General features: G+C 57.5%; 20 protein-coding genes and 1 tRNA gene. 11 read left to right on the forward strand and 10 right to left on the reverse strand.

Annotated features, from left to right (window positions below; genetic code table 11):
- The first annotated feature begins 27 nt into the window (after window positions 1–27).
- From AC2FID_RS05415 to AC2FID_RS05425, 3 genes are read left to right on the forward strand one after another with little or no spacing between them, the layout of a single operon-like run.
- On the forward strand, window positions 28–942 hold the full coding sequence (locus tag AC2FID_RS05415) for a sugar phosphate isomerase/epimerase family protein (RefSeq protein WP_496835787.1): 915 nt from the start codon (window positions 28–30) through the stop codon (window positions 940–942).
- Window positions 923–2,332, forward strand: a complete 1,410-nt coding sequence (locus AC2FID_RS05420) for an aldehyde dehydrogenase family protein (RefSeq protein WP_496835789.1) — start codon at window positions 923–925, stop codon at window positions 2,330–2,332. Before AC2FID_RS05415 ends, AC2FID_RS05420 begins: the two co-directional genes overlap by 20 nt.
- Entirely contained in the window at window positions 2,332–4,113 is a 1,782-nt protein-coding gene (locus tag AC2FID_RS05425) for a thiamine pyrophosphate-binding protein (RefSeq protein ID WP_496835790.1), read from the forward strand. Before AC2FID_RS05420 ends, AC2FID_RS05425 begins: the two co-directional genes overlap by 1 nt.
- Before the next feature lie 107 nt (window positions 4,114–4,220).
- Here AC2FID_RS05425 and AC2FID_RS05430 read toward each other — a convergent pair whose 3' ends face one another.
- Entirely contained in the window at window positions 4,221–4,937 is a 717-nt protein-coding gene (locus tag AC2FID_RS05430) for a hypothetical protein (protein ID WP_496757461.1), read from the reverse strand.
- Window positions 4,938–5,065: 128 nt separating this feature from the next.
- Window positions 5,066–5,140: transfer RNA gene (locus tag AC2FID_RS05435), tRNA-Gln, on the reverse strand.
- Between the two features lie 305 nt (window positions 5,141–5,445).
- Between AC2FID_RS05435 and AC2FID_RS05440 the strand changes: the two genes are divergently transcribed.
- A complete protein-coding gene (locus AC2FID_RS05440) occupies window positions 5,446–6,363 on the forward strand; it encodes a haloalkane dehalogenase (RefSeq protein ID WP_472723092.1) in 918 nt (305 codons plus the stop codon).
- A 1-nt stretch (window position 6,364) separates the two neighbouring features.
- On the opposite strand, the gene AC2FID_RS05445 is transcribed toward AC2FID_RS05440, so the two are convergent.
- Window positions 6,365–6,826 (reverse strand): SH3 domain-containing protein, encoded by a 462-nt coding sequence (locus tag AC2FID_RS05445; RefSeq protein ID WP_234416571.1) that lies wholly within the window; start codon window positions 6,824–6,826, stop codon window positions 6,365–6,367.
- Window positions 6,827–7,024: 198 nt separating this feature from the next.
- Between AC2FID_RS05445 and AC2FID_RS05450 the strand changes: the two genes are divergently transcribed.
- The 5 genes from AC2FID_RS05450 (at window position 7,025) to AC2FID_RS05470 (ending at window position 15,296) form a co-directional block, all read left to right on the forward strand.
- On the forward strand, window positions 7,025–8,011 hold the full coding sequence (locus AC2FID_RS05450) for a 2-hydroxyacid dehydrogenase (RefSeq protein ID WP_282169011.1): 987 nt from the start codon (window positions 7,025–7,027) through the stop codon (window positions 8,009–8,011).
- 67 nt (window positions 8,012–8,078) lie between these two features.
- Window positions 8,079–9,872, forward strand: a complete 1,794-nt coding sequence (ggt, locus tag AC2FID_RS05455) for a gamma-glutamyltransferase (RefSeq protein ID WP_496835792.1) — start codon at window positions 8,079–8,081, stop codon at window positions 9,870–9,872.
- A gap of 24 nt (window positions 9,873–9,896) precedes the next feature.
- Window positions 9,897–11,303: an FAD-binding oxidoreductase gene (locus AC2FID_RS05460; protein ID WP_496835794.1), complete on the forward strand. Its 1,407-nt coding sequence runs from the start codon at window positions 9,897–9,899 to the stop codon at window positions 11,301–11,303.
- A gap of 100 nt (window positions 11,304–11,403) precedes the next feature.
- Entirely contained in the window at window positions 11,404–12,651 is a 1,248-nt protein-coding gene (locus AC2FID_RS05465) for a hypothetical protein (RefSeq protein WP_496835796.1), read from the forward strand.
- Between the two features lie 137 nt (window positions 12,652–12,788).
- Window positions 12,789–15,296, forward strand: a complete 2,508-nt coding sequence (locus AC2FID_RS05470) for a GcvT family protein (RefSeq protein ID WP_496835798.1) — start codon at window positions 12,789–12,791, stop codon at window positions 15,294–15,296.
- A 36-nt stretch (window positions 15,297–15,332) separates the two neighbouring features.
- Here the strand turns inward: AC2FID_RS05470 and AC2FID_RS05475 are convergent, their stop codons facing one another.
- The 3 genes from AC2FID_RS05475 to AC2FID_RS05485 form a co-directional block, all read right to left on the reverse strand.
- Complete coding sequence (locus AC2FID_RS05475) at window positions 15,333–15,668, reverse strand: carboxymuconolactone decarboxylase family protein (RefSeq protein ID WP_058275472.1); 336 nt, start codon at window positions 15,666–15,668, stop codon at window positions 15,333–15,335.
- A 68-nt stretch (window positions 15,669–15,736) separates the two neighbouring features.
- Window positions 15,737–16,390 (reverse strand): DUF938 domain-containing protein, encoded by a 654-nt coding sequence (locus AC2FID_RS05480; protein ID WP_496835800.1) that lies wholly within the window; start codon window positions 16,388–16,390, stop codon window positions 15,737–15,739.
- Window positions 16,387–17,454, reverse strand: coding sequence for an NAD(P)/FAD-dependent oxidoreductase (locus AC2FID_RS05485; RefSeq protein ID WP_496835802.1), 1,068 nt, complete (start codon window positions 17,452–17,454; stop codon window positions 16,387–16,389). The genes AC2FID_RS05480 and AC2FID_RS05485 overlap by 4 nt, the downstream gene beginning before the upstream one ends.
- Window positions 17,455–17,634: 180 nt before the next feature.
- On the opposite strand from AC2FID_RS05485, the gene AC2FID_RS05490 reads away from it, so the two are divergent.
- Both AC2FID_RS05490 and AC2FID_RS05495 read left to right on the forward strand, forming a co-directional pair.
- Window positions 17,635–18,039, forward strand: coding sequence for a hypothetical protein (locus AC2FID_RS05490; RefSeq protein WP_370246295.1), 405 nt, complete (start codon window positions 17,635–17,637; stop codon window positions 18,037–18,039).
- Window positions 18,040–18,042: 3 nt separating this feature from the next.
- On the forward strand, window positions 18,043–19,275 hold the full coding sequence (locus AC2FID_RS05495; protein ID WP_282118935.1) for an HlyD family secretion protein: 1,233 nt from the start codon (window positions 18,043–18,045) through the stop codon (window positions 19,273–19,275).
- Between the two features lie 42 nt (window positions 19,276–19,317).
- Here AC2FID_RS05495 and AC2FID_RS05500 read toward each other — a convergent pair whose 3' ends face one another.
- The 4 genes from AC2FID_RS05500 to AC2FID_RS05515 all read right to left on the reverse strand — a co-directional run bounded on the left by AC2FID_RS05500 (window position 19,318) and on the right by AC2FID_RS05515 (window position 23,967).
- Window positions 19,318–20,637: an MFS transporter gene (locus AC2FID_RS05500; protein WP_496835805.1), complete on the reverse strand. Its 1,320-nt coding sequence runs from the start codon at window positions 20,635–20,637 to the stop codon at window positions 19,318–19,320.
- Window positions 20,638–20,851: 214 nt separating this feature from the next.
- Window positions 20,852–21,925, reverse strand: a complete 1,074-nt coding sequence (locus AC2FID_RS05505; RefSeq protein ID WP_496835671.1) for a BMP family ABC transporter substrate-binding protein — start codon at window positions 21,923–21,925, stop codon at window positions 20,852–20,854.
- A 35-nt stretch (window positions 21,926–21,960) separates the two neighbouring features.
- The gene (locus AC2FID_RS05510) at window positions 21,961–22,881 is read right to left on the reverse strand and encodes an ABC transporter permease (RefSeq protein WP_108859238.1); all 921 of its coding nucleotides are present in this window, start codon (window positions 22,879–22,881) and stop codon (window positions 21,961–21,963) included.
- 3 nt (window positions 22,882–22,884) lie between these two features.
- Window positions 22,885–23,967, reverse strand: coding sequence for an ABC transporter permease (locus AC2FID_RS05515; RefSeq protein WP_496835806.1), 1,083 nt, complete (start codon window positions 23,965–23,967; stop codon window positions 22,885–22,887).
- Between the last annotated feature and the right edge of the window lie 3 nt (window positions 23,968–23,970).

Consider the following 23,970-nt stretch of genomic DNA (forward strand, 5'->3'; position numbering starts at 1 on the left):
ATTCGCAGACACCCGGAGCTGTCATTCATGGCGAAACCCGAAGAGGCTGGCACACGCCCCTCTCTCTATTCCTTGGCGCATCTGACGCTGATTGGCTGTACGCCGCCCGAGCTGGTCTATATCGCCGCACGGGCCGGTTACGATGCCGTCAGCCCCCGGTTCATTCCGATGCATGTGCCTGGAGAGTTCACCCAGTCCCCGATCGACAAGGCTCAGGTGCAGGCTACCAAAACTGCGCTTTCAACAACCGGTCTGAAAGTCCTCGATGTCGAGCTTGCGCGCATTACCGAAGATGTTGATCCGCGCAGTTTCGAGCCGTCGCTGGAGATCGGCGGGGAACTGGGCGCCAAGCGTATGATCATGAGCGCGTGGACCAACACCCGCGATGATCGTGACTTCCTGATCGACGTCTATTCCGAGACCTGCGAACTGGCGGCTCCGTATGGGCTAACAGTGGACCTTGAGTTTCCAAGCTTCTCCCGCTTGCGCACTCTGGATGAGGCGCTTGATATCGTGCGTGCCTCCGATCAGCCCAACGGCGGTATTCTGGTCGATACGCTTTACCTGCACCTCAGCCGCGTGGATTTGGGAGAGTTGCTACACGTCCCCTCGGATCTGTTTCATTTCCTGCATATCTCTGATTGCCTGCCTGGCATCGCCGATACGCGTGAGGGCATGATCCAGTTGGCCCGCGATGCGCGGCTCTATCCCGGCGAAGGCTGGATTGACTTCACCGGCATCATCGAACGGATGCCGCCCGTCGACTACTCCATTGAATTACCCAACCAAAGCCGCGTTGCTGAGTTGGGATGTGAAGAACACGCGCGTCGCTGTCTCAGCCACGCCAAGCGAACATTCGGCGAGGCGCGGTCACAGCGTCGGGTGCCCAATGCTGCAATTCTAAAACACCAAGAGGATCATCATGGGCAAAGAGCTCACTGAAAACGACCGCAACATGGCGGCCGATATGCTGGCACGCGCCCGCGCTGCTATGGCCGAGATCGAGGATTGGGATCAGGACAGGCTGGACCGCCTGTCTCAGGCAATTGCGTGGTTTGCTGGGAACGAGAAGACCTTCACGCGTCTGGCCCAGCAAGGCGTGGACGAAAGCGGTATCGGAGATCGCGAAGGGCGTCCTGCGAAGCGATTTAAGATTCACATGGTGCTGCGTGATGTCCTGCGCACGCCCTCGACGGGAATTGTCGAAGTCGATGAAGAAAAGGGGCTCTCGAAATACGCCAAACCTGCTGGTGTGATCGCATCCTTGATTCCCATGACCAACCCTGCGATGACGCCACCGGTGACCGGCGTGTCCGCCGCGAACGCCCGGAATGCGGTCATCTTCAGCCCGCACCCGCGAACCGCCCATACCACCTTTGAGATGGTCGAGGTCATGCGCGCAGCCTGCCGTGCCGCCGGTGCCCCCGAAGACCTATTCCAGTCGATCCGCAAACCATCGATCCCGTTAACACAGCACCTCATGGAGATTTGTGACCTGACTCTGGCAACGGGTGGCAAGCCGATGGTCAAAGCGGCCTACAGTTCTGGGCGCCCGGCCTATGGCGTCGGCGCGGGCAATTCGTCCATCGTCATCGATGAAACCGCCGATCTGGACATCGCTGCGCAGAACACTCGCATTTCAAAGACCTCCGACTTTGGGTCGGGCTGCTCGGCCGACGGCAACATCATCATCCAGCGCTCAGTTTACGACGATATGGTCCAGGCGCTTCAAGCTGAGGGTGGCTACCTGTGTTCGGATGAAGAGAAGGCCATGCTAGAAGCGGCCATGTGGGACGAGAAGGGAAACCGTACGTTCCCGACCATCGCCTGTCCGCCGCAGCAAACGGCCAAGGTCTCCGGTTTTAGCATCCCCGAAGATCGCAAGTTTCTGATGGTTGAAAATCAGGGGCAAATCGGGCCGCAGCACAAGTTCTCGAAGGAAAAACTGACTACGCTGATGGCGCTTTATCACTTCAATACATTTGATGACGCGCTGGAGACGGTCAGTCAGATCTATAACACTGGCGGCAAAGGCCATTCCTGCGGCATCTACAGCCACAATGACGATCACATCGACCGGTTGGCGCGTCTGGCTCCGGTCAGCCGCATGATGGTTCGACAGCCGCAATCCAAGGCCAATGCGGGTGCCTGGACCAATGGCATGCCTATGACCAGCAGCCTGGGCTGCGGCATCTGGGGCGGCAACATCACCAACGAAAACGTCACTATGAAACACATGATGAACTACACTTGGGTCAGCCGTCCGATCCCCGAGGATCGCCCCTCGGAGCCGGACCTGTTCGGTGAGTTCTACGGACAGGAGGTCGCGTGATGGACGGAGCTAAATTGGAAGGCAAAACCGTTGCTGAGCACATCGTCGATTTCCTTGAACGTCGTGAGGTCAAACATGTGTTCGGCCTGTGCGGCCACACGAACATCGCGGTTCTGGCTGCTTTGGCCGAAAGTCCAATTGATTTCGTCACAGTACGGCACGAACAAATAGCCAGCCACGCGGCGGACGCATATGCCCGCGTGACGGGCAAGGCCTCGGTGGTGCTGTCCCACCTCTCCCCGGGACTGACCAATTGCGCCACCGGGGTCGCCAACGCGGCCTTGGACTGTATCCCTATGGTCGTGATCGCGGGCGATATTCCTACGCACTACTATGGTAAACACCCGCATCAGGAGGTGAACCTGCACGCAGACGCTGCCCAATGGGAGATTTATCGCCCCTTCGTCAAACGTGCTTGGCGGGTGGATCGCGCCGACCTGATGGCCGAAATCTTGGAAAAGGCGTTCCATCTGGCTGAAAGCGGTCAGCCCGGGCCGGTGCTGGTCAATGTGCCGATGGACATCTTCTCCGAGGTGATCCCCTCGGACAGCTTCGACCGTATCCACGATAACACGCGCGCGCTCAAGAAACCGTCGATTGACGATGAAACAGCGCGAGAGATTGTCGAAGCGCTGGCGAAGGCCGAAAACCCGGTTGCCTATGTCGGCGGCGGTATCCTGTTGGCGCAGGCCAGTGAGGAGTTGCGCGAGTTTGTTGAACATATGGGTCTGCCCGTCGCGCATTCCCTGATGGGCAAGGGCGCGCTGCGGGACGACCATCCGCTCGTGCTGGGAATGACCGGGTTTTGGGGCACCGAGCTGGTCAACCAGTCTTGCCTGAACGCGGACTACATCTTTGCCGTGGGCACACGGTTCAAAGAGGCCGATTGCTCCAGCTGGTATCCTGACTACACGTTCAACATTCCCGGCTCAAAAGTCATTCATATCGACATCGAACCGCAGGAGATCGGCCGGAATTATCCCACCGAGATCGGTGTGGTCGCGGACGCCAAGGCCGCCTTGCGCGTTCTGACCCGCGTTGCCCGCGAGATGTATCCCGACGGCTTCAAACGTCCCGCTCTGGAACAAAAGATCGCCGACTTCCGGACGGATTTCAAAGCGCGCAACGTGGAAATGGCGACCTCAGCAGCCTTTCCGATGATGCCCGAGCGTATTCTGGCAGATACCCGCAAGGCACTGCCTGAGGATGCCATCATCACCACTGACGTTGGGTGGAACAAGAACGGTGTTGGACAACAGTTCGATATCCTGACACCCGGGTCGATACTGACTCCGGGCGGTTTTGCGACGATGGGTTTTGGCCCTCCCGGAGCGATTGGGGCGAAACTGGCGGCGCCGGATCGCGTTGTCCTCAGTTTGGTCGGCGATGGTGGTTTTGGTCAAAATCCCTCGATGCTGGCAACGGCGGTTGAGCTTGATCTGGGGATCATCTGGCTGGTGATGAACAACAACGCCTTCGGCACCATCGCGGGCCTTCAAAAGGCGCATTACGGCCTGACCTATGGAACAACGTTCCCCGGATCAGCCGCAGCTCCCGCAAACGGGCCGGGTTATGCAGACATTGCAAGAGCTTATGGCGCGGAAGGGCACAGGCTCAGCACTGCTGACGAGTTGTTGCCCGCATTAGAAGCTGCAATTGCCAGCGGCAAACCTACTGTCCTTGATGTCCCAATGATCAATAACCCAACACCAACGACCGGACATTGGAACATCTTGGACATATACTCGCCGGACAAAGAGGTATCTCACGTCGCGACTTGACGAAACTGGGCGCGTTCAGGCGCGCCCAGTTTCTTGTGCCAATGCACATCCGTGCTCGAGCAAATACCCGTCTTAGTGTTGCAAAGATTGCTATGGCAAACCGAAGATTAGTCGCGGCCTGACATCAAGCGGCGTAGGCTGAAAGAAAGACAGAAAGAAAAACGGAAGCTGTTATTTCCTTCATGGCCTTGGTGGGATAGTTTTTGTGGTTCCTGTGCGTGCCCGGGAAAGCTGAACCGGTGCCTGAACGAACTTGTCGAAGTCATCCAGCCGTGTTCAGCCAAGAGTTCCGAGCCGGCATAGTGCACGTCGTCGCCTTCTTGCGCGGCAACTTCCGCGTCATTGAGCCGACGTTGCAAAGCTGTCGCACGTTTGCCCAGATCGTTTGAAATCGGCGTTGGAAGATTTAGGGCAACGCGGTCTCCAGCGGCGCGCAGCAAAGGCTCGACGTCGGTCCATTGTCTGTTCCTTGCGGCCTGCCGGAGACGTCGGTTTTCTTCCTGCAGCGCTTCGATCCTCTGGTCGACCTCGCCAGCGCTCAAGGCACTGTCTTGGTTTTGCTCTTGCAACATGACCTCAAGTGCTGAGCGTAGCATCTCGGTCAAGACGGCTTTGGCGGTCTCGGGGGTCCGCGAATCTTTAATCAGTGCTTCTACGTGTATTTTCTCCATCTGCTCGAGGACGGTGAGCAACGCGGCTGCGCGCTTCACGGCGTCGAGCGGGAGGTCGGTTTGCAGCGGCAGGCAAAGAAACTGGTTTGGGACCTGGTTTGATATTTTTTTTGGCAGGCGTTTTCGGAAATAGAAAATACGGTCGCGGCGCATTAGTTAGGGGCCTGCATAGTCACCGGGTTTGCGCTACAGACCGCCGTATCGATTTCTGGCAGTCTGTGTTACATCGGATTTTTCGGGGGCTCTGTCGCCCCTTATTTTCCTGACTTTTCTTGAAAAGGTGGCTGGGGTGGTAGGATTCGAACCTACGGTACACTGTACCAAAAACAGTTGCCTTACCACTTGGCTACACCCCAACGGTGAGGCGCTGTCTACGATTGTTGATCGGTGGGTTCAAGACCTTTCAGACAAAAAAATGAGTGCGGATTGAAAAAAATCTAAAGGCGCTAACCGAAGACCTGAGAGTGGCTTGTTTTCCTGGGAAAGGTGTTCAATCCTGCTGTGATCTGGTCGTTTGCCAGGGCCGCGGCGTTTATGCGGAATGGGTCGCTCATAGAGCCTGATCTTGCGGTGCGGTTTTTGAAATCTAATGTTTCGCGATGGGCTGGATGCGCGCATTGGTGGCAGGGCGTTCGGGTTGGAAACTCTGAAAGGGAAGAGAATGAAGTTTCTACGTACGCCAGATACCTGGTTTGACGGGCTCTCAGATTATCCGTTTGCACCGAATTACGCGCAGGTGGATGACACCGAAGGCGGCCAGTTGCGGATGCATTATGTGGATGAAGGGCCAGCCGAGGCCGATCCGATACTGATGATGCATGGCGAGCCAAGCTGGTCCTACCTTTACCGTCACATGATTGCGGGATTCGTCGCGCAGGGACATCGCGCGGTTGCGCCAGACCTGATTGGGTTCGGGCGATCCGACAAGCCAACTGAACGAAGCGACTACACTTATGAGCGGCACGTGGCTTGGATGGGTGAGTGGCTGCGCAAGGTAAACCTGCGCAACATCACTCTGGTTTGCCAGGACTGGGGCGGGCTAATCGGGCTGCGGTTATGGGCAGAGATGCCGGAGAGGTTCGCGCGCATAGTGATTGCCAACACGGCGCTGCCAACTGGCGATCAGCCAATGGGCGCAGCGTTTGAGAACTGGCGCAGGTTCAGCCAGGAGGTTCCGGTATTTCCGGCCGGTGGAATTCTGAAAGGCGGAACTGTATCGTCACTGTCCGAAGACGTTATCGCGGCCTATGATGCGCCTTTTCCAGATGAAAGTTACAAGGCCGGGGCGCGGCAGTTTCCTATGCTAGTGCCAGCGACGCCTGATGATCCGTCCTCGGGTCCGAACCGGCGGGCTTGGGAGGTGATCCGAGGGCTTCAGACACCTGTCCTCACTGCTTTCGGGGCCGATGATCTGGTCATGGCGGGGATTGATGCGGTGTTCCAGAAACTGTGCCCGGGGGCCGCAGGGCAGCCTCATGTTATCTTGCCGAATGCGGGGCATTTCTTGCAAGAAGACGTTGGTCCGGAACTGGTCAAGCTGACCTGCGATTTCATCGCGCGCACACCCCTATCCGACTAGGTTATTCTCGGATTTCGGCTGGGTCGACGCCCCAAAGGTTCGTTTTCTGTGCCCAGCCGCGATACCCGCCCGCAGAAATCTGACACCAATCCAACGAACAGCTGCCAAGGCGCGCCACGACGCCGGTTTCAAATTGGGCGCTGACCGGGGCCTTTGGGTCCGGACTGGTGTACACGGGCAGTAGTTCGGCATCGACTAACACCGTTCGAACACCGGACAACAGGGCGTAGTGCACCCATCCCCCGGCGCCGTCGCGGTCCTGAACCCTGCGCCAGTTTCCGTATTCTGCCGTTATCTGCAGTGGCATGCCGCGCCGTTTGAAAACCCAATCGATTCGGTGAGTCAGTGATGGGCCTCGGCGCACATTGCCCTCGGCGGCTTTCATCGAGACAAACCGTGGAAGGGGCAGGTTGGTGACTTGGCCACGCTTGTCCTGCGCGCTGGCGGGCAGGGTGCCAAGCACGGTTAGGAAAACAGCGAATGCCGCCGAAACAAGGCGTTTTACGGGTAGAAAACCACTCACTTACTGTCTGCTCTTGTGCCTGTTGATCTTGCTTCGAAAAAAGGTCGACTCAATGCCTATGGGGTTCTTGTGCCCCGCCTTATCCTGCGCCACGATGACATGGCGCGCGAAGGTTTGCAAAGCAGTGGGAGTGCAGAGGTGTCAAGAGAACGTCTGAGTGTTGTCGTTACGCGACGGTTGCCCGAGGCGGTTGAAACCCGGTTAAGCGAATTGTTCGATGTGCAGTTGCGCGACGATGACAGCCCGATGACCCGCGAAGAACTGGTGAAGGCCGTGAAAACCGCCGATGTTCTGGTGCCAACCGTGACCGATACGATCGACGGTGGCCTTTTGGGGCAAGCGGGTGAAAACCTGCGCTTGATCGCGAATTACGGGGCAGGGGTCGACAATATCGATGTCTCGACCGCGCGTCAGAGGGGCATTCTGGTGTCGAACACTCCGGGGGTTCTGACCGACGATACCGCTGATATGACCATGGCGCTGATTCTCGCTGTGACCCGCCGAATTCCCGAGGGTCTGTCTGTCATGCAGAAAGGCGATTGGACCGGGTGGGCGCCGAATGCCTTGTTGGGCGGACGTATCGGCGGGCGGCGTTTGGGCGTTCTTGGCATGGGGCGTATCGGCCAGGCCGTGGCCCGCCGTGCCAGCGCATTTGGAATGCAGGTACATTACCACAACCGTCGCAGGCTTCGCCCCGAGACCGAACAAGAGATGGAAGCGACCTACTGGGAAAGCCTCGACCAGATGGTGGCGCGAATGGATGTGATTTCGGTCCATTGCCCGTCGACACCGTCTACCTTCCATTTGATGAATGCACGACGGCTGAAATTGATGAAGCCGACAGCCGTTATCGTGAATACCTCAAGGGGTGAGGTGATCGACGAAAACGCTCTGACGCGTCGGATACGCTCGGGCGAAATCGCCGGCGCGGGCCTAGATGTCTATGAGCATGGGACGGATGTGAACCCAAGATTGCGACAGTTACCAAACGTTGTTCTGCTGCCCCACATGGGGTCGGCCACGTTAGAGGGTCGGATCGAAATGGGCGAGAAAGTTATTATAAATATCAAGACTTTCGAAGACGGTCACCGCCCACCGGATCAGGTGGTCCCCGCAATGCTTTGATCAGGTGTTTCCCGTGTTTTGATGCGGGCGGTGCCAATTTACACACGCATATTTTCAGGAGGATACGATGAAACGAAGTCTGATTTCGGGAGTGTTGCTGTCGGCGGTGGTGCTGGCAGGACCATTGACTGCTCAGGAAACGGCGGATGCCGTTGCGCCCGAAGGCGCGTCCGAGGGGCAGGTGCAAGGCCTGACCGAAGAGGTGATCGCTGCGCTTGAGGCCAAGATGGCAGGGCAGCCGGTCACATCTGAAAACTGGATGGTCGCTGCTGCGAATCCATTGGCGGTTGAAGCAGGCGCAAAGGTTTTGCGCGCTGGCGGGTCGGCGGCTGATGCAATGGTCGCCGTTCAGGTTGTGCTGGGGTTGGTCGAACCGCAATCGTCGGGCCTTGGTGGCGGTGCATTTTTGGTTTGGTATGACGCTGCATCGGGCAAGCTGACGACATTGGATGGGCGTGAAACGGCCCCGCTTGAGGCGAACCACAGGCTGTTCCATGACGAAAACGGCGAACCGCTGAAGTTCTTTGATGCGGTTGTCGGCGGATTGTCGGTGGGCACACCCGGGACACCGGCCTTGCTGGAAGAGGCACACCGGCGCTGGGGCCGCAGTCCCTGGCCAAGCCTGTTTACCGATGGCATCGCGTTGGCGGACGCCGGTTTTCTGGTATCTCCGCGCCTTGCTGGCCTGGTCGAAAAGGATGCCGAACGCCTGTCGCGCTTTCCTGCAACCGCAGAATATTTCCTGCCCGACGGTAAGCCGCTTGAGCAGGGGCAACGCCTGACCAACCCGGCCTATGCCGAAACTCTGCATATTTTGGCCGAGGAAGGCTCGGCCGGTTTCTACGGTGGTGAGATTGCCGCTGGCATCGTCAGCACCGTACGCAACGCCGAAGGCAACCCGGGCGTTCTGTCGGGAATTGATCTGGCGCTATATCAGGTGATTGAGCGTGAACCAGTGTGCGCAACCTATCGCGCCTATGAGGTCTGCGGAATGGGCCCGCCATCGTCAGGCGCGCTGACCGTTGGTCAGATTCTGGGCATGCTGGACGGCTATGATCTGGCTGCGATGGGCCCCGAAGACACCAATGCATGGCGCCTGATCGGTGATGCCTCGCGTCTGGCTTTTGCCGACCGCGGTCGCTACATGGCCGATCATGATTTTGTTCCCATGCCAACGCAGGGCTTGGTTGATCCATCTTATCTGTCCGACCGTGGCGCTCTGCTAGGCGGAGAAGCCGCCCTGACAGAGGTCGCACCGGGTAACCCCGAGTTTGATCATGCGTCGAATTGGGCCGACGATGTCTCGATCGAGTTACCCTCAACCTCGCATATCTCGATCGTTGATCAGTACGGAAACGTCCTGTCGATGACGACGACGATTGAGAACGGGTTCGGTTCACGACTGATGACAAACGGGTTTCTGCTAAACAACGAATTGACGGACTTCTCGTTTAAAACGCACAGTGACGGTGTTCCAATTGCCAACCGGTTGGAGCCTGGCAAACGCCCACGTTCGTCGATGAGCCCGACAATTGTGATGCGGGACGGCGCGCCTGTTCTGGCCATCGGATCGCCGGGCGGTAGCCGTATCATCGGCTATGTTGCCAAGTCGATCATCGCCTGGGCGGATTGGGACATGGATGTGCAGCAAGCCCTTTCACTGCCGCATCTCGTCAATCGTTTTGGCACTTATGACGTCGAAGTGGGAACCGCCGCCGAAGGGTTTTCGGATCCGCTGATCGAGTTGGGTTTTGAAGTGAACCCGCGCGACCTGACATCGGGCCTGCATGCGATTGAGATCGGGGATGTGCTGGTCGGCGGTGCCGATCCACGTCGTGAGGGAATTGCGCTGGGCGAATAGCCCGGCGTTTCAAAGGGGAAGACCATGGTGCAGGCAGTCGCTTTGCCGCGAAATGAAGTGGGGATCGAGGCAGCTGTCGGCATCCTGAAACAAAAGTTTGGTGACCGGTTGCAAACCGGTCAGGCAATCCGCGAACAACATGGTCACACGACCACCTGGATCAAAAACCAATCCCCGGATGCTGTGGTTTTTCCGCATTCCACGGAAGAGGTCTCCGAGATCGTCAAAACCTGCGCCACGCACAAGGTACCGGTGATTGCATTTGGTACGGGTACATCGTTGGAGGGTCACGTGAACGCCCCTGCTGGTGGTATCTCGGTTGACCTGACCCAGATGAATAAGGTGCTGGCTGTGAACCCGGGTGATCTGGATTGCGTCGTACAGCCGGGTGTGACGCGCGAAGACCTGAATACTCATTTGCGGGATCAGGGCCTGTTCTTTCCGATCGACCCCGGCGCGAATGCCTCGTTGGGTGGAATGGCGGCGACGCGGGCGTCCGGGACCAACGCGGTTCGCTATGGCACGATGAAGGACAATGTCCTTAGTCTTGAGGTGGTCATGCCGGATGGGCAGATCATCCGAACCGGGCACCGGGCCAAGAAATCCTCGGCGGGTTACGACCTGACCCGACTGCTGATCGGGGCCGAAGGGACGCTGGGAATCATCACCGAACTTACCCTGCGCCTGCAGGGCATCCCCGAGGCGATCACCTCGGCCCGTTGTTCATTTCCGTCTGTGGATGCGGCCTGTCAGGCTGTCATGATGACGATCCAATATGGTGTTCCGGTGGCGCGGATTGAGCTGCTGGATGAAATGTCGGTCCAGGCCGCTAATGCCTATTCCGGGCTGAGCCTGCCGGAAACGCCATTGCTCTTGCTCGAGTTCCACGGATCGGAAAACGGTGCGGTCGAACAGTCCGAAACCTTCAACCAGATCGCGGAAGAGTTCGGTGGCACCGATTTTGCGGCGACCTCAACGACTGAGGAACGCAATAAACTCTGGCAGGCCCGGCATGATATGTACTGGGCTTCCTTGCAACTGCGTCCGGGCGCGCGGGGAATTTCCACGGATGTCTGCGTCCCGATCTCGCGTTTGGCAGAGTGCGTCACAGCGACTCAGGACAAAGCGCGTGAGCTAGGACTTATGGCCCCCGTGGTTGGGCATGTCGGGGATGGCAACTTTCATTCCTTGCTGCTGATCGACATGGAAAACGCGGACGAAGTCAGCAAAGCTGACCAATTCGTCGGTTGGCTGAATGATCTGGCTATTTCGATGGAAGGCACGTGCACGGGCGAACATGGGATCGGACAGGGCAAACAACCCTACCTGGTCAAAGAGCTTGGACCAGCGGTCACGTATATGACTGCCATCAAAAAGGCACTGGACCCCGATAACATCATGAACCCCGGAAAGATCCTGTCGAACACGTAGAAACGGCGCATCCTTGGGAATTCCGCCTCAAAGCCACAAGGGTGCCCAATTCTGCTGCTATCAATTGCGAAAATGAGCAGCAATTGATTTTGAGGTCATAATGGGCGCGCTAAGGTTTATTGGGTTTGCGTTGATAGTTGGTCTGGTCGTTGCGGGGCTAGATTACTTCCAGCAGGATAAAAAAACGGACGATACGCTTTCGTTGAGCGGCTATGTTGAAACCATCTCGGCTCGGTTCGATCAAAGCCAAAAAGAGCGGGAAGTGAAACAAGCGGCGAGAGAACGTCAAAAGCTATGGGATGCCGGTGCAAAAGCCTTTCTTCCGAGCCCCCCAGAAGGGTGGACGCAATATGCCCTGATCGAGCCCGACGCCAAGGCAGTCTCCAGAGTTCTTTCAGAATTTGGGCCAGTACCCCTTATCAGTTCAATCAGCGGGCCCGCCGAATTGCTGCAGCTCAACGCTGCCGGTAAAGACGGTGCGCTTCGAAAGCTGGATGAGACAGGCACTGTTTACGCAAAAGAAGGTGAACTGATCTGGCTTGATATCACCCTCAAACCCCAAGCGGCACGAAACACTTTGGCCGGATTGGCACTGAGTGCGCAGGATGCTTTTCTGGATGGGATGAAGGCCGAACAAGGGTATGCGGTGATTGACGGCGTCGCTTTCATCGAAACAACCGGAAATCTGCTGGATGATACCAAAAAGACCAACCATCGCACGTTCACAGGGCGTATCGGTTTTGATCAAGAGGTGGTTATCCGCCTTCACGCAGATGCCAGCGATGCGACGATCCGAGAGTTTCTTGGCCTCGTCGATTACGCAGGCCTGAACGCATTGCTACCGCATCCGGCCCTGGTTGTCGGTAACGGAATCGAAGTTCCCCTGATCCGGCAGCCCGAAATAGCGGATGAAATGCACGATCTCTATGAAACGATGCAAATCGCGCAGCTAAGGTTGGGTCAGGACAAGCTGGAAAATCTGGATGCGGCCGCTTTGGTAGCGAACACGCTAAGCAGTTCGGGCTTTAATTCCGAGGGCGTCATGGACATCACCAACGGCGAAGTCTTCGAAAATCAGGAACTGTCGCAGCTATCTTACATTCGCACGCAGAACCTGCTGCTTGCCTCCGCGTTGAGCGAGGTGGAAACCGAAGTGGCCAGCACAGGTGGTATCGGTGGGTTCATTAAGGGATTGATGGGCAAAGTGGCCCACGCCAACGCGAACGCGGATGAGCCCGAACCTCAGGTTGCCCCATCGGCTGAGGTCAAGGTCAGGAAGGGCGGTTTGGGTAAGTCATCCTGTGCCACGTTGGGCAGCAGCAAACGGTGCTCTGTCGGGGGCAACTGAAACCCTTCGCACGAAAAATCGACGCTCTGCGCCGTGCACGGGTCGTTTTCTTTATATCACTGGTCGGATGAATGTCGCGCCGGGGCATTCAAATGCGCCATATGGTGTCAACTGAATTCAAGGGGAGACGCCCGGTAATGAAAACCCAAGTCAAAGCACTGGTTGTTGGCGGCGGTGCCGTCGGCACTTCGATTGCATATCACCTGGCCAAGGCAGGCTGGGACGATGTGATGCTAGTCGAACGGGATGAGCTGACCTCAGGGTCCACATGGCACGCAGCGGGGCTGTTGCCGCTGTTCAACATGTCCTATGCGACGACACACATCCACAAGTACTCGGTCGACTTCTACAAGCAGCTTGAGGAAGAAACCGGTTTGAACGCGGGCTTTGCCGTAGTTGGCAATCTGCGCATGGCACAGACGCAAGAGCGCATGGATGAATACATGCTCTATGCGTCCACGGCTGAGACTTGTGATGTCGCATATGAATGGCTGACCCCTGATCAAATCAAGGAACGCTGGCCACTGATCGAGACTTCAGATCTGAAGGGCGCGATCTATCACACCGAAGATGGCTACATTAACCCCGCCGACGTAACGCAGGCGATGGCCAAGGGTGCCCGTCAGCGCGGTGTGGAAATTGTCCGTAAGATGCAGGCCGATGCCTTCCACTGGAATGGCACTCATTGGGAAGTCACCTGCACCAAAATGGTCGAGAAGGGCGGTAACCTCATTCCGTCGGATGAGCAGGTGGTTATCACCGCCGAGCATGTCGTGACCGCATCGGGCAACCACGCGCAGCGCACGGCCAAGATGCTGGGCATCAAGATGCCCGCGATCCCGGTCGAGCATACCTTTATCGTCATGGACAAAGACCCTGAGCTGGTCAAATGGCGTGAAGCGGGCAACCCCGAACACCCTGTTGTCCGTGATGCTGACAACGAATCTTATGCACGCGAGGAGCGCGGCGGTTGGATTTTGGGGATCTATGAACATGGTGCGCCGGCGCAGTTCGAACACGGCGTGCCGGACAGCTTCCGTGCTGATCTGTTCCCGCTCGATCTCGACCGGATTGCAGACCAGTATATGGCAATGGCCGAGCGCGTGCCGTCCTGTGCCGAATCCGGCTTGAAAGACGATTTCAACGGCCCGATCTGCTACACGCCCGACGGCAACCCGCTGGTTGGTCCCGCGCCTGGCTTGCGCAACATGTGGCTGGCCGAGGGATTTTCGTTCGGTATCACCGCCGCAGGCGGCACCGGCTATTATCTGGCGCAGATGATGGTCGACGGCGAAGCCGAGATCGACATGGCTTCGCTGGACCCCAAACGTTACTCGTCGAACTGGATGACCACCGAGTTTGCGGCACGCAAGAATGAAGAGTGCTATGAGCACGTCTACATCCTGCACCACCCCGATGAAGAACGCGCTGCCTGCCGCCCGCTGCGGACTGTTCCCGCCTATGACCGTCAAAAAGCGCGCGGTGCACAGTTTGGTTGGGTTAATGGCTGGGAGCGCCCGAACTATTTCGGTCCGCTGGATGCACCCGAAAACTTCGACCATGATGCCCGCTCGTTCCGCCGCGGTGGCTGGTGGCAGCATGCCGTTAACGAAGCAAAGGCGATCCGCGAAGGCGTTGGCCTGATCGACGCATCGGCCTTCACAAAGCATGTCGTCAAAGGCCCCGGTGCGACCCAGTTCCTGGATTGGTTCACCTGCAACAAGCTGCCCAAGGTCGGTCGTATCAACCTGACCTACGCGCTGACCTCGCACGGTACCACCCGCACCGAATACACCATCGTCCGTAACGGCGAGAACAGCTACTACATTGTCTCTGCCGGTGCCTGGACTGAGTACGACGCCGATTACCTGCGCAAGGCGGCCGAGGACAAGATGGAGGAGTTCGGTTACATCGAGATCCAGGACGTGACCACTCAGTGGGGCGTTTTTGCCATCGCCGGACCCAAATCGCGGGACGTTCTGAAAGAGGTCATCAAAGACGCCGATCCGGAAACCGCACTGTCCAACAAGCGCTTCCCATGGCTGTCGGCCCGTCAGATCGAACTGGGCATGTGCCCGGTCAACGCGATCCGCGTGGCCTATACCGGTGAGCTTGGCTGGGAACTGCACCACCCGATTGAGATGCAGAACTACCTGTTCGACCTGCTGGAAAAAGCTGGTGAGAAACACGGTATGAAGCTGGTCGGTGCCCGCGCCCAGAACTGGCTGCGTCAGGAGAAATCCTATCGCGCCTTCGGCACCGAGCTGGGCCGCGACGCGACCCCGCTGGAAGCCGACCTGCCGCGCTTTGTCGACCTGTCCAAAGACTTCTATGGCAAGGCCAAGCTGGAAGAGACTGGCGTTCGCGTGAAATGCTGCACCTTGCTGATCGATGGACCGGAGGATGCCGATCCGTGGGGCAGTGAAGTGCTGTATACGCCGGAAGGTGAACGCGTCGGTCGTCTGACCTCGGGCGGTTATTCGGTGGCCTTCGAGAAATCCATCGGCATGGGCTATGTGAAGCCCGATCTGGCGGTCGAAGGCACCAAGCTGAAGGTCAAGCTTCAGGACAAACTGTGGGATGCGGTTGTCACCTGCGACAGCCCCTATGATCCGAAAAACGAAACCATCCGCAAGGACGACTGACTAAGCAAAGGTCCCGGAGATCTCCGGGGCCTTTCTTCATACTGATAGCTCGTCAAAGCATTCCAACGCCTTGGCCGCATACATCATCGACGGTCCTCCGCCCATTTGAATGGCCATGGCCAGAACGTCTGACACTTCTTCGCGGCTTGCTCCGGCATTGATCAGAGCTTCGGTGTGTAGCGTTATACAAGGTTCGCAGCGGGCAGCGATGGACATACCCAAAGCGATCAGCTCTTTGGTTTTGTAGTCCAGCGAACCGCCTTCTTTGACGGTTTTTCCCAGCGCACCGAAGGCACGGGCGGTATCAGGGATTGCAGCGTTGAGGTTGCGCAGATTGTTGCGCGTATCCGAGAGCTTGTCTTGCCAGTTCATTAGTGGGCTTCCTTTAAACATATCACCTTGTGAATATGTTCGTGGAAGCCGCCTGACTTTGATCTTGATCAGACTTCAGGTCTTTCAGCGATAAATGCCAGGTTGTTTGCCGGCATTTTAACAGCACCGATTAAATTCAGTTGAACTCGACGCAGCAGGTCCAGAATGTCGGCGTCATCCTTGTATCCGATGTCCGGGTCTTGTTGGCTCAACGCAGCATGAAAGTTCTGGTCTCCGGTACTGGTCAACTGGCCGGAGCGCATGAATGGCCCGTAGAGGATTAGCCGACCGCCCGGGTTCAGCGCCAGCGCGGCCTCGGTCACCAAGGCTTCCACCTCCGACCAGCTGATCAGATGCAGCAAGTTGATCAAGAGGATCAGGTCACTTCCCCCGTGAACAGAATGCCAACCGGGTTGGACCGCATCGAGTTCTATCGCCGGGGCTATGTTTTCTACGCCTTCGGCATACGCGTCGATTGAAGCGCGTCGTTCAGTGTCAATCTCGCTGGGTTGCCAATTCAGGCCGGGCAGTCGATTTGCAAAAGCCACGACGTGCTGCCCTGTACCACTGGCCAGTTCCAGCGCGCGACCGGACACAGGGGCGAACTGAGCCAGCAGATCACACAGCGCGTCGGCATTCCTGCTGGCCGCCGGAGCGACCAATTTTTGCCCATCGGATACCGTCGCCACGCTGGCATTTACGGGAAGTTTGCGTTTCGTCATCCACGTAACCTTTCTGGCCTTAGGGCGGAAACGCTCGCCGCCTCCAATTCTGAACGAGCACCAGTCGTCAAATCTGCCACCAGCTGTGAGGCCGCCGGTGCCGTTTGAAAGCCATAACCACCTTGCGCAGCCGCCCAGATAAACGTGGGTTCGGCGGGGTCGGGGCCTAAGACCAGCGTACCATCCGGCGCAAAGCTGCGAAGCCCAGCCCAGTTCGCCTCGACCCTTGTGACCGGCTCGGTCACCATCGCTTCGTACCTCGCCAGACCCTCGGCCAACACCATGTCGTCCGCATAGGCATCATGGGGAAAGGTCGGGTCAGCCTCGCAAGGGGAAACGATCAGCTTTCCGGCATCCGGTTTCGCATACCAACCTTCGCCAGCGCCCAACATCAAAGGCCAACCCGTCACGTCATGACCAGCAGGGGCGCGAATACGGGCCACTGATCGTCGGCGCGGTTCTATGCCGATCGGTGTAACGCCGACCATCATGGCGATCTCATCCACCCACGCGCCTGCGGCATTAACAAGGGCTCGGGCCTCGAAGGTTTCTGCCGCTTCGACAAGCCAGTGTCGGGCTTTGATGATGCCGTTGACCTTCTGACGGGTCAGAACCAAGCCGTCGTTGGCCCGGATTACACGTGCGAAATCTTGCATCATCCGGTCGGTATCAATGTCAAAAGCAACGCTGCTGGCGGCGGCAAACCCAACAGTCTGTGGGTTCAGTATCGGAACCCGCGAAATGGCCTCGTCAACCGAGATTTCTGACAGACGAAGGTCAGCCTGATCCTGAAGAAACGCGTCCCGTTGATCATGCCCGGCAATCAGCATCAACCCGCGTGGCGACAGATAGCCGTTCGATCTGAGGTAAGCTTCGCTCGCTGCATTCAGGGTCTTGACGGAAGGTGGTCCATACCCCTTTTCAAACAATGCCGCTGACCGGCCAGAGGTGTGATATCCCAGCGCGTCTTCGCCTTCGAGCACGACGACATGACCATGTTCGGACAAACGCGCGCCCGCGCTTAATCCGGCGATGCCGCCACCGATGACCAGGAAATCGATCATGTTAGAAACTCCGCCCTAGGATCACCCCAAAACGGGTGGATTTGAGATCTGCTTTTATTCATGCGCAAAGCTTCGCATGCGTAACACTATTGGAAAAGAGGCGTAATTTCCGCAATGTAAACTTGAACCAAAGAGACCGGCCTGTTTTTAGTGCAGCTATCATCGGAATCGGAGAAAGACGTGACACCGGCAGAATTACATCCAATGGCCACGGGGCATATCCCCTCATACGTCACGCAGGCAGATGGCAGCGACTTTTTGCTGACCTTCATGTTTGTTTTTACCGTTTTGGTGATCGTTCTGATCGGAGTTGGCTACTTTACGCTGCACTCCATCCCGGAAAAAATCGCGCATGAATCCAACCACCCTCAGTTTCAGCTTGTGGGGATATTGGCGCTGTTGGCTCTGTTTACCCACAATGGTCTGTTCTGGGTGGCGGCCATTCTTGTAGCCGGATTCCAGTTCCCGGATGTCGCCGCCCCCTTGCGCGCCATTGCCGACGCAATCCGATCCTTGGGCAATCAAGGCAACGATGTTCCTGCCCCAGCGACCCCATCGCAACCGACCGCGCAGCAGGAGCAGTAAGAGATGCTTGAAACACTGATGTGCGCGCTGGTCACCGTGTTGCCGGATTACTTATTTCGCCGTTACGTACAGGGCAAACGTATAGGCCATGAAATCACACTGTTCACCATGTGGTATGAACTGCGTTGGGGCCTGACCACCTGCGCCATTCTTGCGCTGACCGTGATCACCACGCTGTTTTACTTCCACCCTGCCAGTAAAACGGCGGCGTCCTATTTCCGAACGGTGACAATTCTGCCTCAACTCGGCGGTCGCGTGTCCGAAATTTACGTCACCAACAATCAGCAGGTCACTGCCGGCCAGCCGATTTTCCGGATCGAGGATTTCACCCAAACCGCACAGGTCGAGGCCGCGCACGCGCAGATCGCGCAGGTTCAGGCCTCGCTGAAAGTGGCGGAAACCGATCTGGCCGAGGCCGACGCAGGCATCGCAGGCGCGCGCGCTGCATTGGATCAATCGCTTGAGGATTTGGAGCGTAACACCACCCTGCGGGACGAAGGCTCCAGCGCCGTGCGATTGGCCGAAATCGACCGGTTGGAAAACCTTGTTGCCGAGCGTGAAGCGCAGCTGACCGCATCGCGATCCCGCCGTGCCGCCGTGGTGCAGCAGATCGAAGAACTGATCCCGGCCCAACTGGCCAGCGCCAACGCCCAGTTGGACGCCGCGCTGACCGAGCTGGACAAAACACTCGTAAGCGCAGGTGTGACCGGTCGGGTTGAACAATTTGGCCTTCAGGTGGGCGACTATGTCAGTCCTTTGCTGCGGCCTGCGGGCATTCTGGTTCCGTCAAGCTCGGGCCATAACCGGTTTCAGGCTGCATTCAACCAGATGGCCGCTCAGGTCATCAAGCCGGGCATGATCGGAGAGTTGGGCTGCATGACCAAGCCCTTCACCGTGATCCCGATGGTTGTGGTTGAGGTGCAGGATGTCATCCCGTCAGGTCAGATACGTCCCACAGATGAGCTGCGCGATGTTCAGACCAACAAGGTGCCCGGCTCGATTTTGGTCTATATGGAGCCGCTGTACAAAAACATGGCCGATGACATACCGCCCGGCAGCAACTGTCTGGCCAATGTCTACACCGATAACCATGAACGGCTTGAGCATGAGGATTTGGGATTCTGGCACGCCGCCGCCTTGCATGTGATCGACACGATCGGTGTTGTTCATGCTGCAGGTCTGCGCCTGCGTCTGATCCTGATGCCGGTGAATACGCTGGTGCTGACCGGGCATTGATCCATTCAAGCGTTTTGATTTCAGATCCGGCCTGTGTGAGGTTTAAACCGCTGGGCGGCCGGGTTTGTTATCTAAGGCGAGGGACGCGTAAGCAAACGCGAGAACGCAGACAGCGAACGCCGCAACAAAACAGAAAACCAGAGTGAACGAGCCAGTTATGGCAAAAACCGAACTGCCCAGGGCCATCCCGACCGTACCGCCCAGCAGCTGAAATGTCATCGAGATGCCACTTGCCTGTCCGTGCAGAGCTTGTGGTACCATTGACATGATGGCCCGCCTTGGGGGGACAAACAGAAACGGCACGCAACAACCCCAAAGGAAGTAGCCAGCATAGATCAGCGCGGCGACGTCCAAATGCATTCCCAGTGCGACAATAAGTATGGCAATCGTACCCAGCGCTGTACCTGTCAGAGAAGGGCCGCGAGAGCCAAATTTATCAGCAATTTTCCCCGCCATCGGGGCAATGAAAATCTGCGGAAAAGCAATCGGCAACAGGGCGACACCAGCAGTCAGCGGTGAAAACCCGAGCTTTGATTGAAAGTAGGATGCGCCGAACACGAACAGAGTAATCTTGCCGAATTGTGCGGTGAACAGGATCATGTTTGAAGCAGCAAACCCGGGGCCGGCAAAAAGGGAGATGGCAATCAGAGGCGATGTTGCCCTCTGTTCGACGCGGACAAATAACACCAAAAAAATAAGACCCGCTGACAGGGCCATAAGAACTTCGGGCTGTGCCCAGCCTCTGTCCGGGCCCTCCATGACACCAAACACAATAGCCGCCAACCCCGTCACCAGTAGAATTAGGCCTTTCAGGTCGAACTCGCGCTCCCGTTGGTGTGGCGGGTCCCGCCAGAAAGCCCTTGCGACCAGAGCGACCACAAGCACGATTGGGGGGTTGACCCAGAAGATCCAGCGCCAAGACAGATATTCGGTCAGAACGCCTCCAACCAGCGGACCCATTGACAGGAATACTGTCCCGATCCCGCCATATAAACCCAGTGCCAGCCCGCGTTCCTTTTCGTCAAAAGACTGGATCAGAACCACTAGCGACAGCGGGAAAATCAGTGCTGCACCGATGCCCTGTGCGGCGCGCGCTGTTAGCAGTTCAAATCCGCTTTCGGCAAACCCTCCCAGCGCAGAGGATAAGCCGAAAATCAATAAACCCGCACTGAGCAAAACACGAATGCCCAGAACATCGCCCAATCGTCCTGCTGCGCCCGCAAAACAAGCCAACACCAGCAGATAGATATTCACCACCCAATGCGCTTCCAGCAGAGACAGGCCAAGCTCATCGCGGATGGTCGGAAGCGCGACGCTGACGACCGTTTCGTCCAGCAGAATAACACCCAAGATGGCGCCCATTGCGCAGAGTACCCACCAGCGGCTGTGGTCTTGCGCTTTGATCTCCATGGGATTTTTACGTTTCGTGTTGAGACAGGTAAAACATTAACCCCATCAGGTCCGTCGTGCCGGCACTCGTCAAGACAGTATTTAGTTAAGGTTAGGCGAGGTGCTCGCATAGAAACGAAAAAGGGCCAGCCAAATGGCTAGCCCTTCAGCGTGTTCGTGCAAAGATTTACTGCGGAATTTCGCCTTCCAGACCTTCAACGTAGAAGTTCATGCCTGCCAGTGTACCGTCATCGGCGGTTTCGCCTTCAGCCAGCCAGTCGCTGCCGTCCTGCTTTTTGATCGGGCCTGTGAAGGGATGGTATTCACCCGCTGCCATGGCCGCTTTCATCGCCAGTGCTTCTTCTTTGATGTCGGCCGGAACGGCGTCCGAGATCTCACCGATCTCAACCATGCCTTCCTTGATGCCGTCCCAAGTGTTCACGGTTTCCCACGACCCATCCATGACAGCTTGGGTACGTGCGATGTAGTAAGGCGCCCAGTTGTCGATGATCGAAGAGACGCGCGGCTTGGGAGCATATTCGCTCATGTCCGAGGCCTGACCGAAAGTGATCACGTTGCCTGCCTCTTGCGCAGCCGCCTGCGGCGCGGTCGAGTCGGTGTGCTGCAGGATCACGTCCGCACCTTGTTCGATCAGAACGGTTGCGGCATCAGCCTCTTTCGCCGGGTCGAACCAAGTGTAGGCCCAGATGATCTTGAACTCGACATCCGGGTTTACCTTTTTGGCATGGATGTAGGCCGAGTTGATGCCGCGGATCACTTCGGGGATTGGGTAGGAGCCAATGTATCCGATGATGTTCGACTCGGTCATTTTACCCGCGATGTGGCCCTGAACGGCACGACCTTCGTAGAAACGGGCCGAATAGACGGACACGTTCGGGGCGGTCTTATAGCCGGTCGCGTGCTCGAACTTCACGTTCGGGAATTTCTTGGCCACGTTGATCGTTGGGTCCATGTACCCGAACGAGGTGGTAAAGATCAGGTCAGCGCCTTCAAGCGCCATCTGCGTCATCACACGTTCCGCGTCCGGGCCTTCGGGAACGGATTCAACAAACACAGTCTCGACTTTGTCGCCGAATTCTTTCTCGACCGCCAGACGGCCTTTGTCATGTTCATAGGTCCAGCCGCCGTCGCCCACCGGGCCGACATAGACAAAGCCTACTTTTGTTTTGTCCTGTGCGACCGAGCCGGTCGCCAGACCCAGCACCATCGCAGCACTGGCAAGAAGTGAAGTGAATTTCATGTGGTTACTCCCCAAGTTGGTTCAATTGGCCCCGTCTAGTGCGAGGCGTGGAAGGTCCGGCCCAGTGAGGCAGGTGCGCTGCTCTTGTCGGCCGAAAGGATCACAAGCACAAGGATCGTGATGATGTAGGGCGACATTGCCAGATACTCGACTGGGATGGCAACGCCTGCTGCCTGCAGATTAAGCTGCAACACCGTGATTCCGCCAAACAAATAAGCACCCAGCAATGCACGCCATGGTTTCCAGCTGGCAAAGACCACCAGCGCAAGAGCGATCCAGCCAACACCGGCGGTCATGCCCTCGGTCCACTGCGGGACGCGGATCAGGCTGATATAGGCTCCACCGAGGCCCGCGCAGGCGCCACCAAACAGGATCGCCAGGATGCGGATTTTGATGACCTTGTAGCCCAGGGCGTGTGCGGCGTCGTGGTTTTCACCCACTGCGCGCAGGATCAGACCGACGCGGGTGTATTTCAGCGTGGCCCAGACGGCTGCAACCAGCGCGATGCCCAGATACAGGATCGGATCATGCTGGAACAGGATGGGGCCGATCACCGGAATATCGCTGAGCAACGGGATATGGATATCTCCCATGCTGGGCGGTTTGACACCTACATAGCTTTGACCCATCAGTGCGCTGAAGCCTAGGCCGAACAGGGTAAGTGCAAGACCACTGGCCACCTGGTTCGCCAGCGCAAACTGCGTCAGCAGGACGAACAGCAGGGACAGAACCGCGCCACCAATGGCTGCTGCAATGAACCCCAGCCAGGGTGATCCTGTTTCGACAGATATCGCAAATCCGCTGATTGCGCCGACGATCATCATGCCCTCTACGCCAAGGTTCAGAACACCTGCTTTTTCGACGACAAGCTCTCCGATCGCCGCCAGCAGCAGGGGGGTTGCGGCCACCATAAGCGAGGCGACCAGAAGTACGGGATTGATTTCACCTAGGTCCATGGGTCACGCCACCTCATTACGGGCCGCACGGATGCGGTAGTTGGTCAAAAGATCGAAAGCCAGCAGGAAGAACAGGAGCATGCCCTGAAAGACCTGAATGGCAGCAGCAGGCAGGCCCAACTGGGATTGCGCGATTTCGCCGCCAATATAGGTCAACGCCATCAAGCCACCTGCCAGCAGGATACCCACCGGATGCAAACGGCCCAGAAAGGCCACGATGATCGCTGTAAAGCCGTAGCCCACGTTAAAGTCGATGCTGACCTGACCTGATGGGCCTGCGACCTCGAACATCCCCGCCAACCCGGCCAGGGCACCGGACATGCCCAGACAGAACAGGATCAGACGTGCCGGGTTTACACCCGCGAACTTCGCCGCCCGAGGCGCTTCACCCGTCAGGCGAATGTGGAAGCCCAGCATGTGACGGTTCAGCAGGACATAGGCAAAGATCACTGCGATCAGCGCGGTCACCACACCCCAGTGCATGCCCGATCCGACGATCAACTCAGCGTTATGCGCGCTTTCATAGGATTGCAGGTTGCGCGATCCGGGAAAGCCGAACCCTTCGGGGTTCTTCAGCAGACCAAGCGAAACCGAAGCCAGCATCTGCTCGGCCACGTAGACCAGCATCAGTGACACGAGGATTTCGTTGGTGCCAAAACGCACCTTTAGGAAGGCCGGGATTGCCGCCCAAAGCCAACCGCCAAATGCGCCGGCGATCACCATGATCGGGAAAACGTAGAACGCATCCAGCGGGTAAAAGGCCAGACCTGCACCTGCGCCAAAGATAGCGCCCATGATGTATTGCCCCTCGGCCCCGATATTCCAGATACCGGCTCGGAAACCCAAGGACAGGCCAATGGCGATCAGAACCAGCGGCGCGCCTTTGACCAGCAATTGTGGACGATAGTAGAAAGCGAACTCGCCAAACAGCGGCTCCCAGAAAATGGTGCCAATGGCTTGGATCGGGTTCTTGCCCAGAATGGCGAACAGGATGCCGCCGAAAACCATGGTTGCCAGCACGGCCACCAAAGGGGTCGCGTAAGACCACGCTTTGGACGGCTGCGGCCGTTTCTCCAACACAATCATCTG

This window comes from Ruegeria sp. CDSC068 (genome assembly GCF_059610545.1).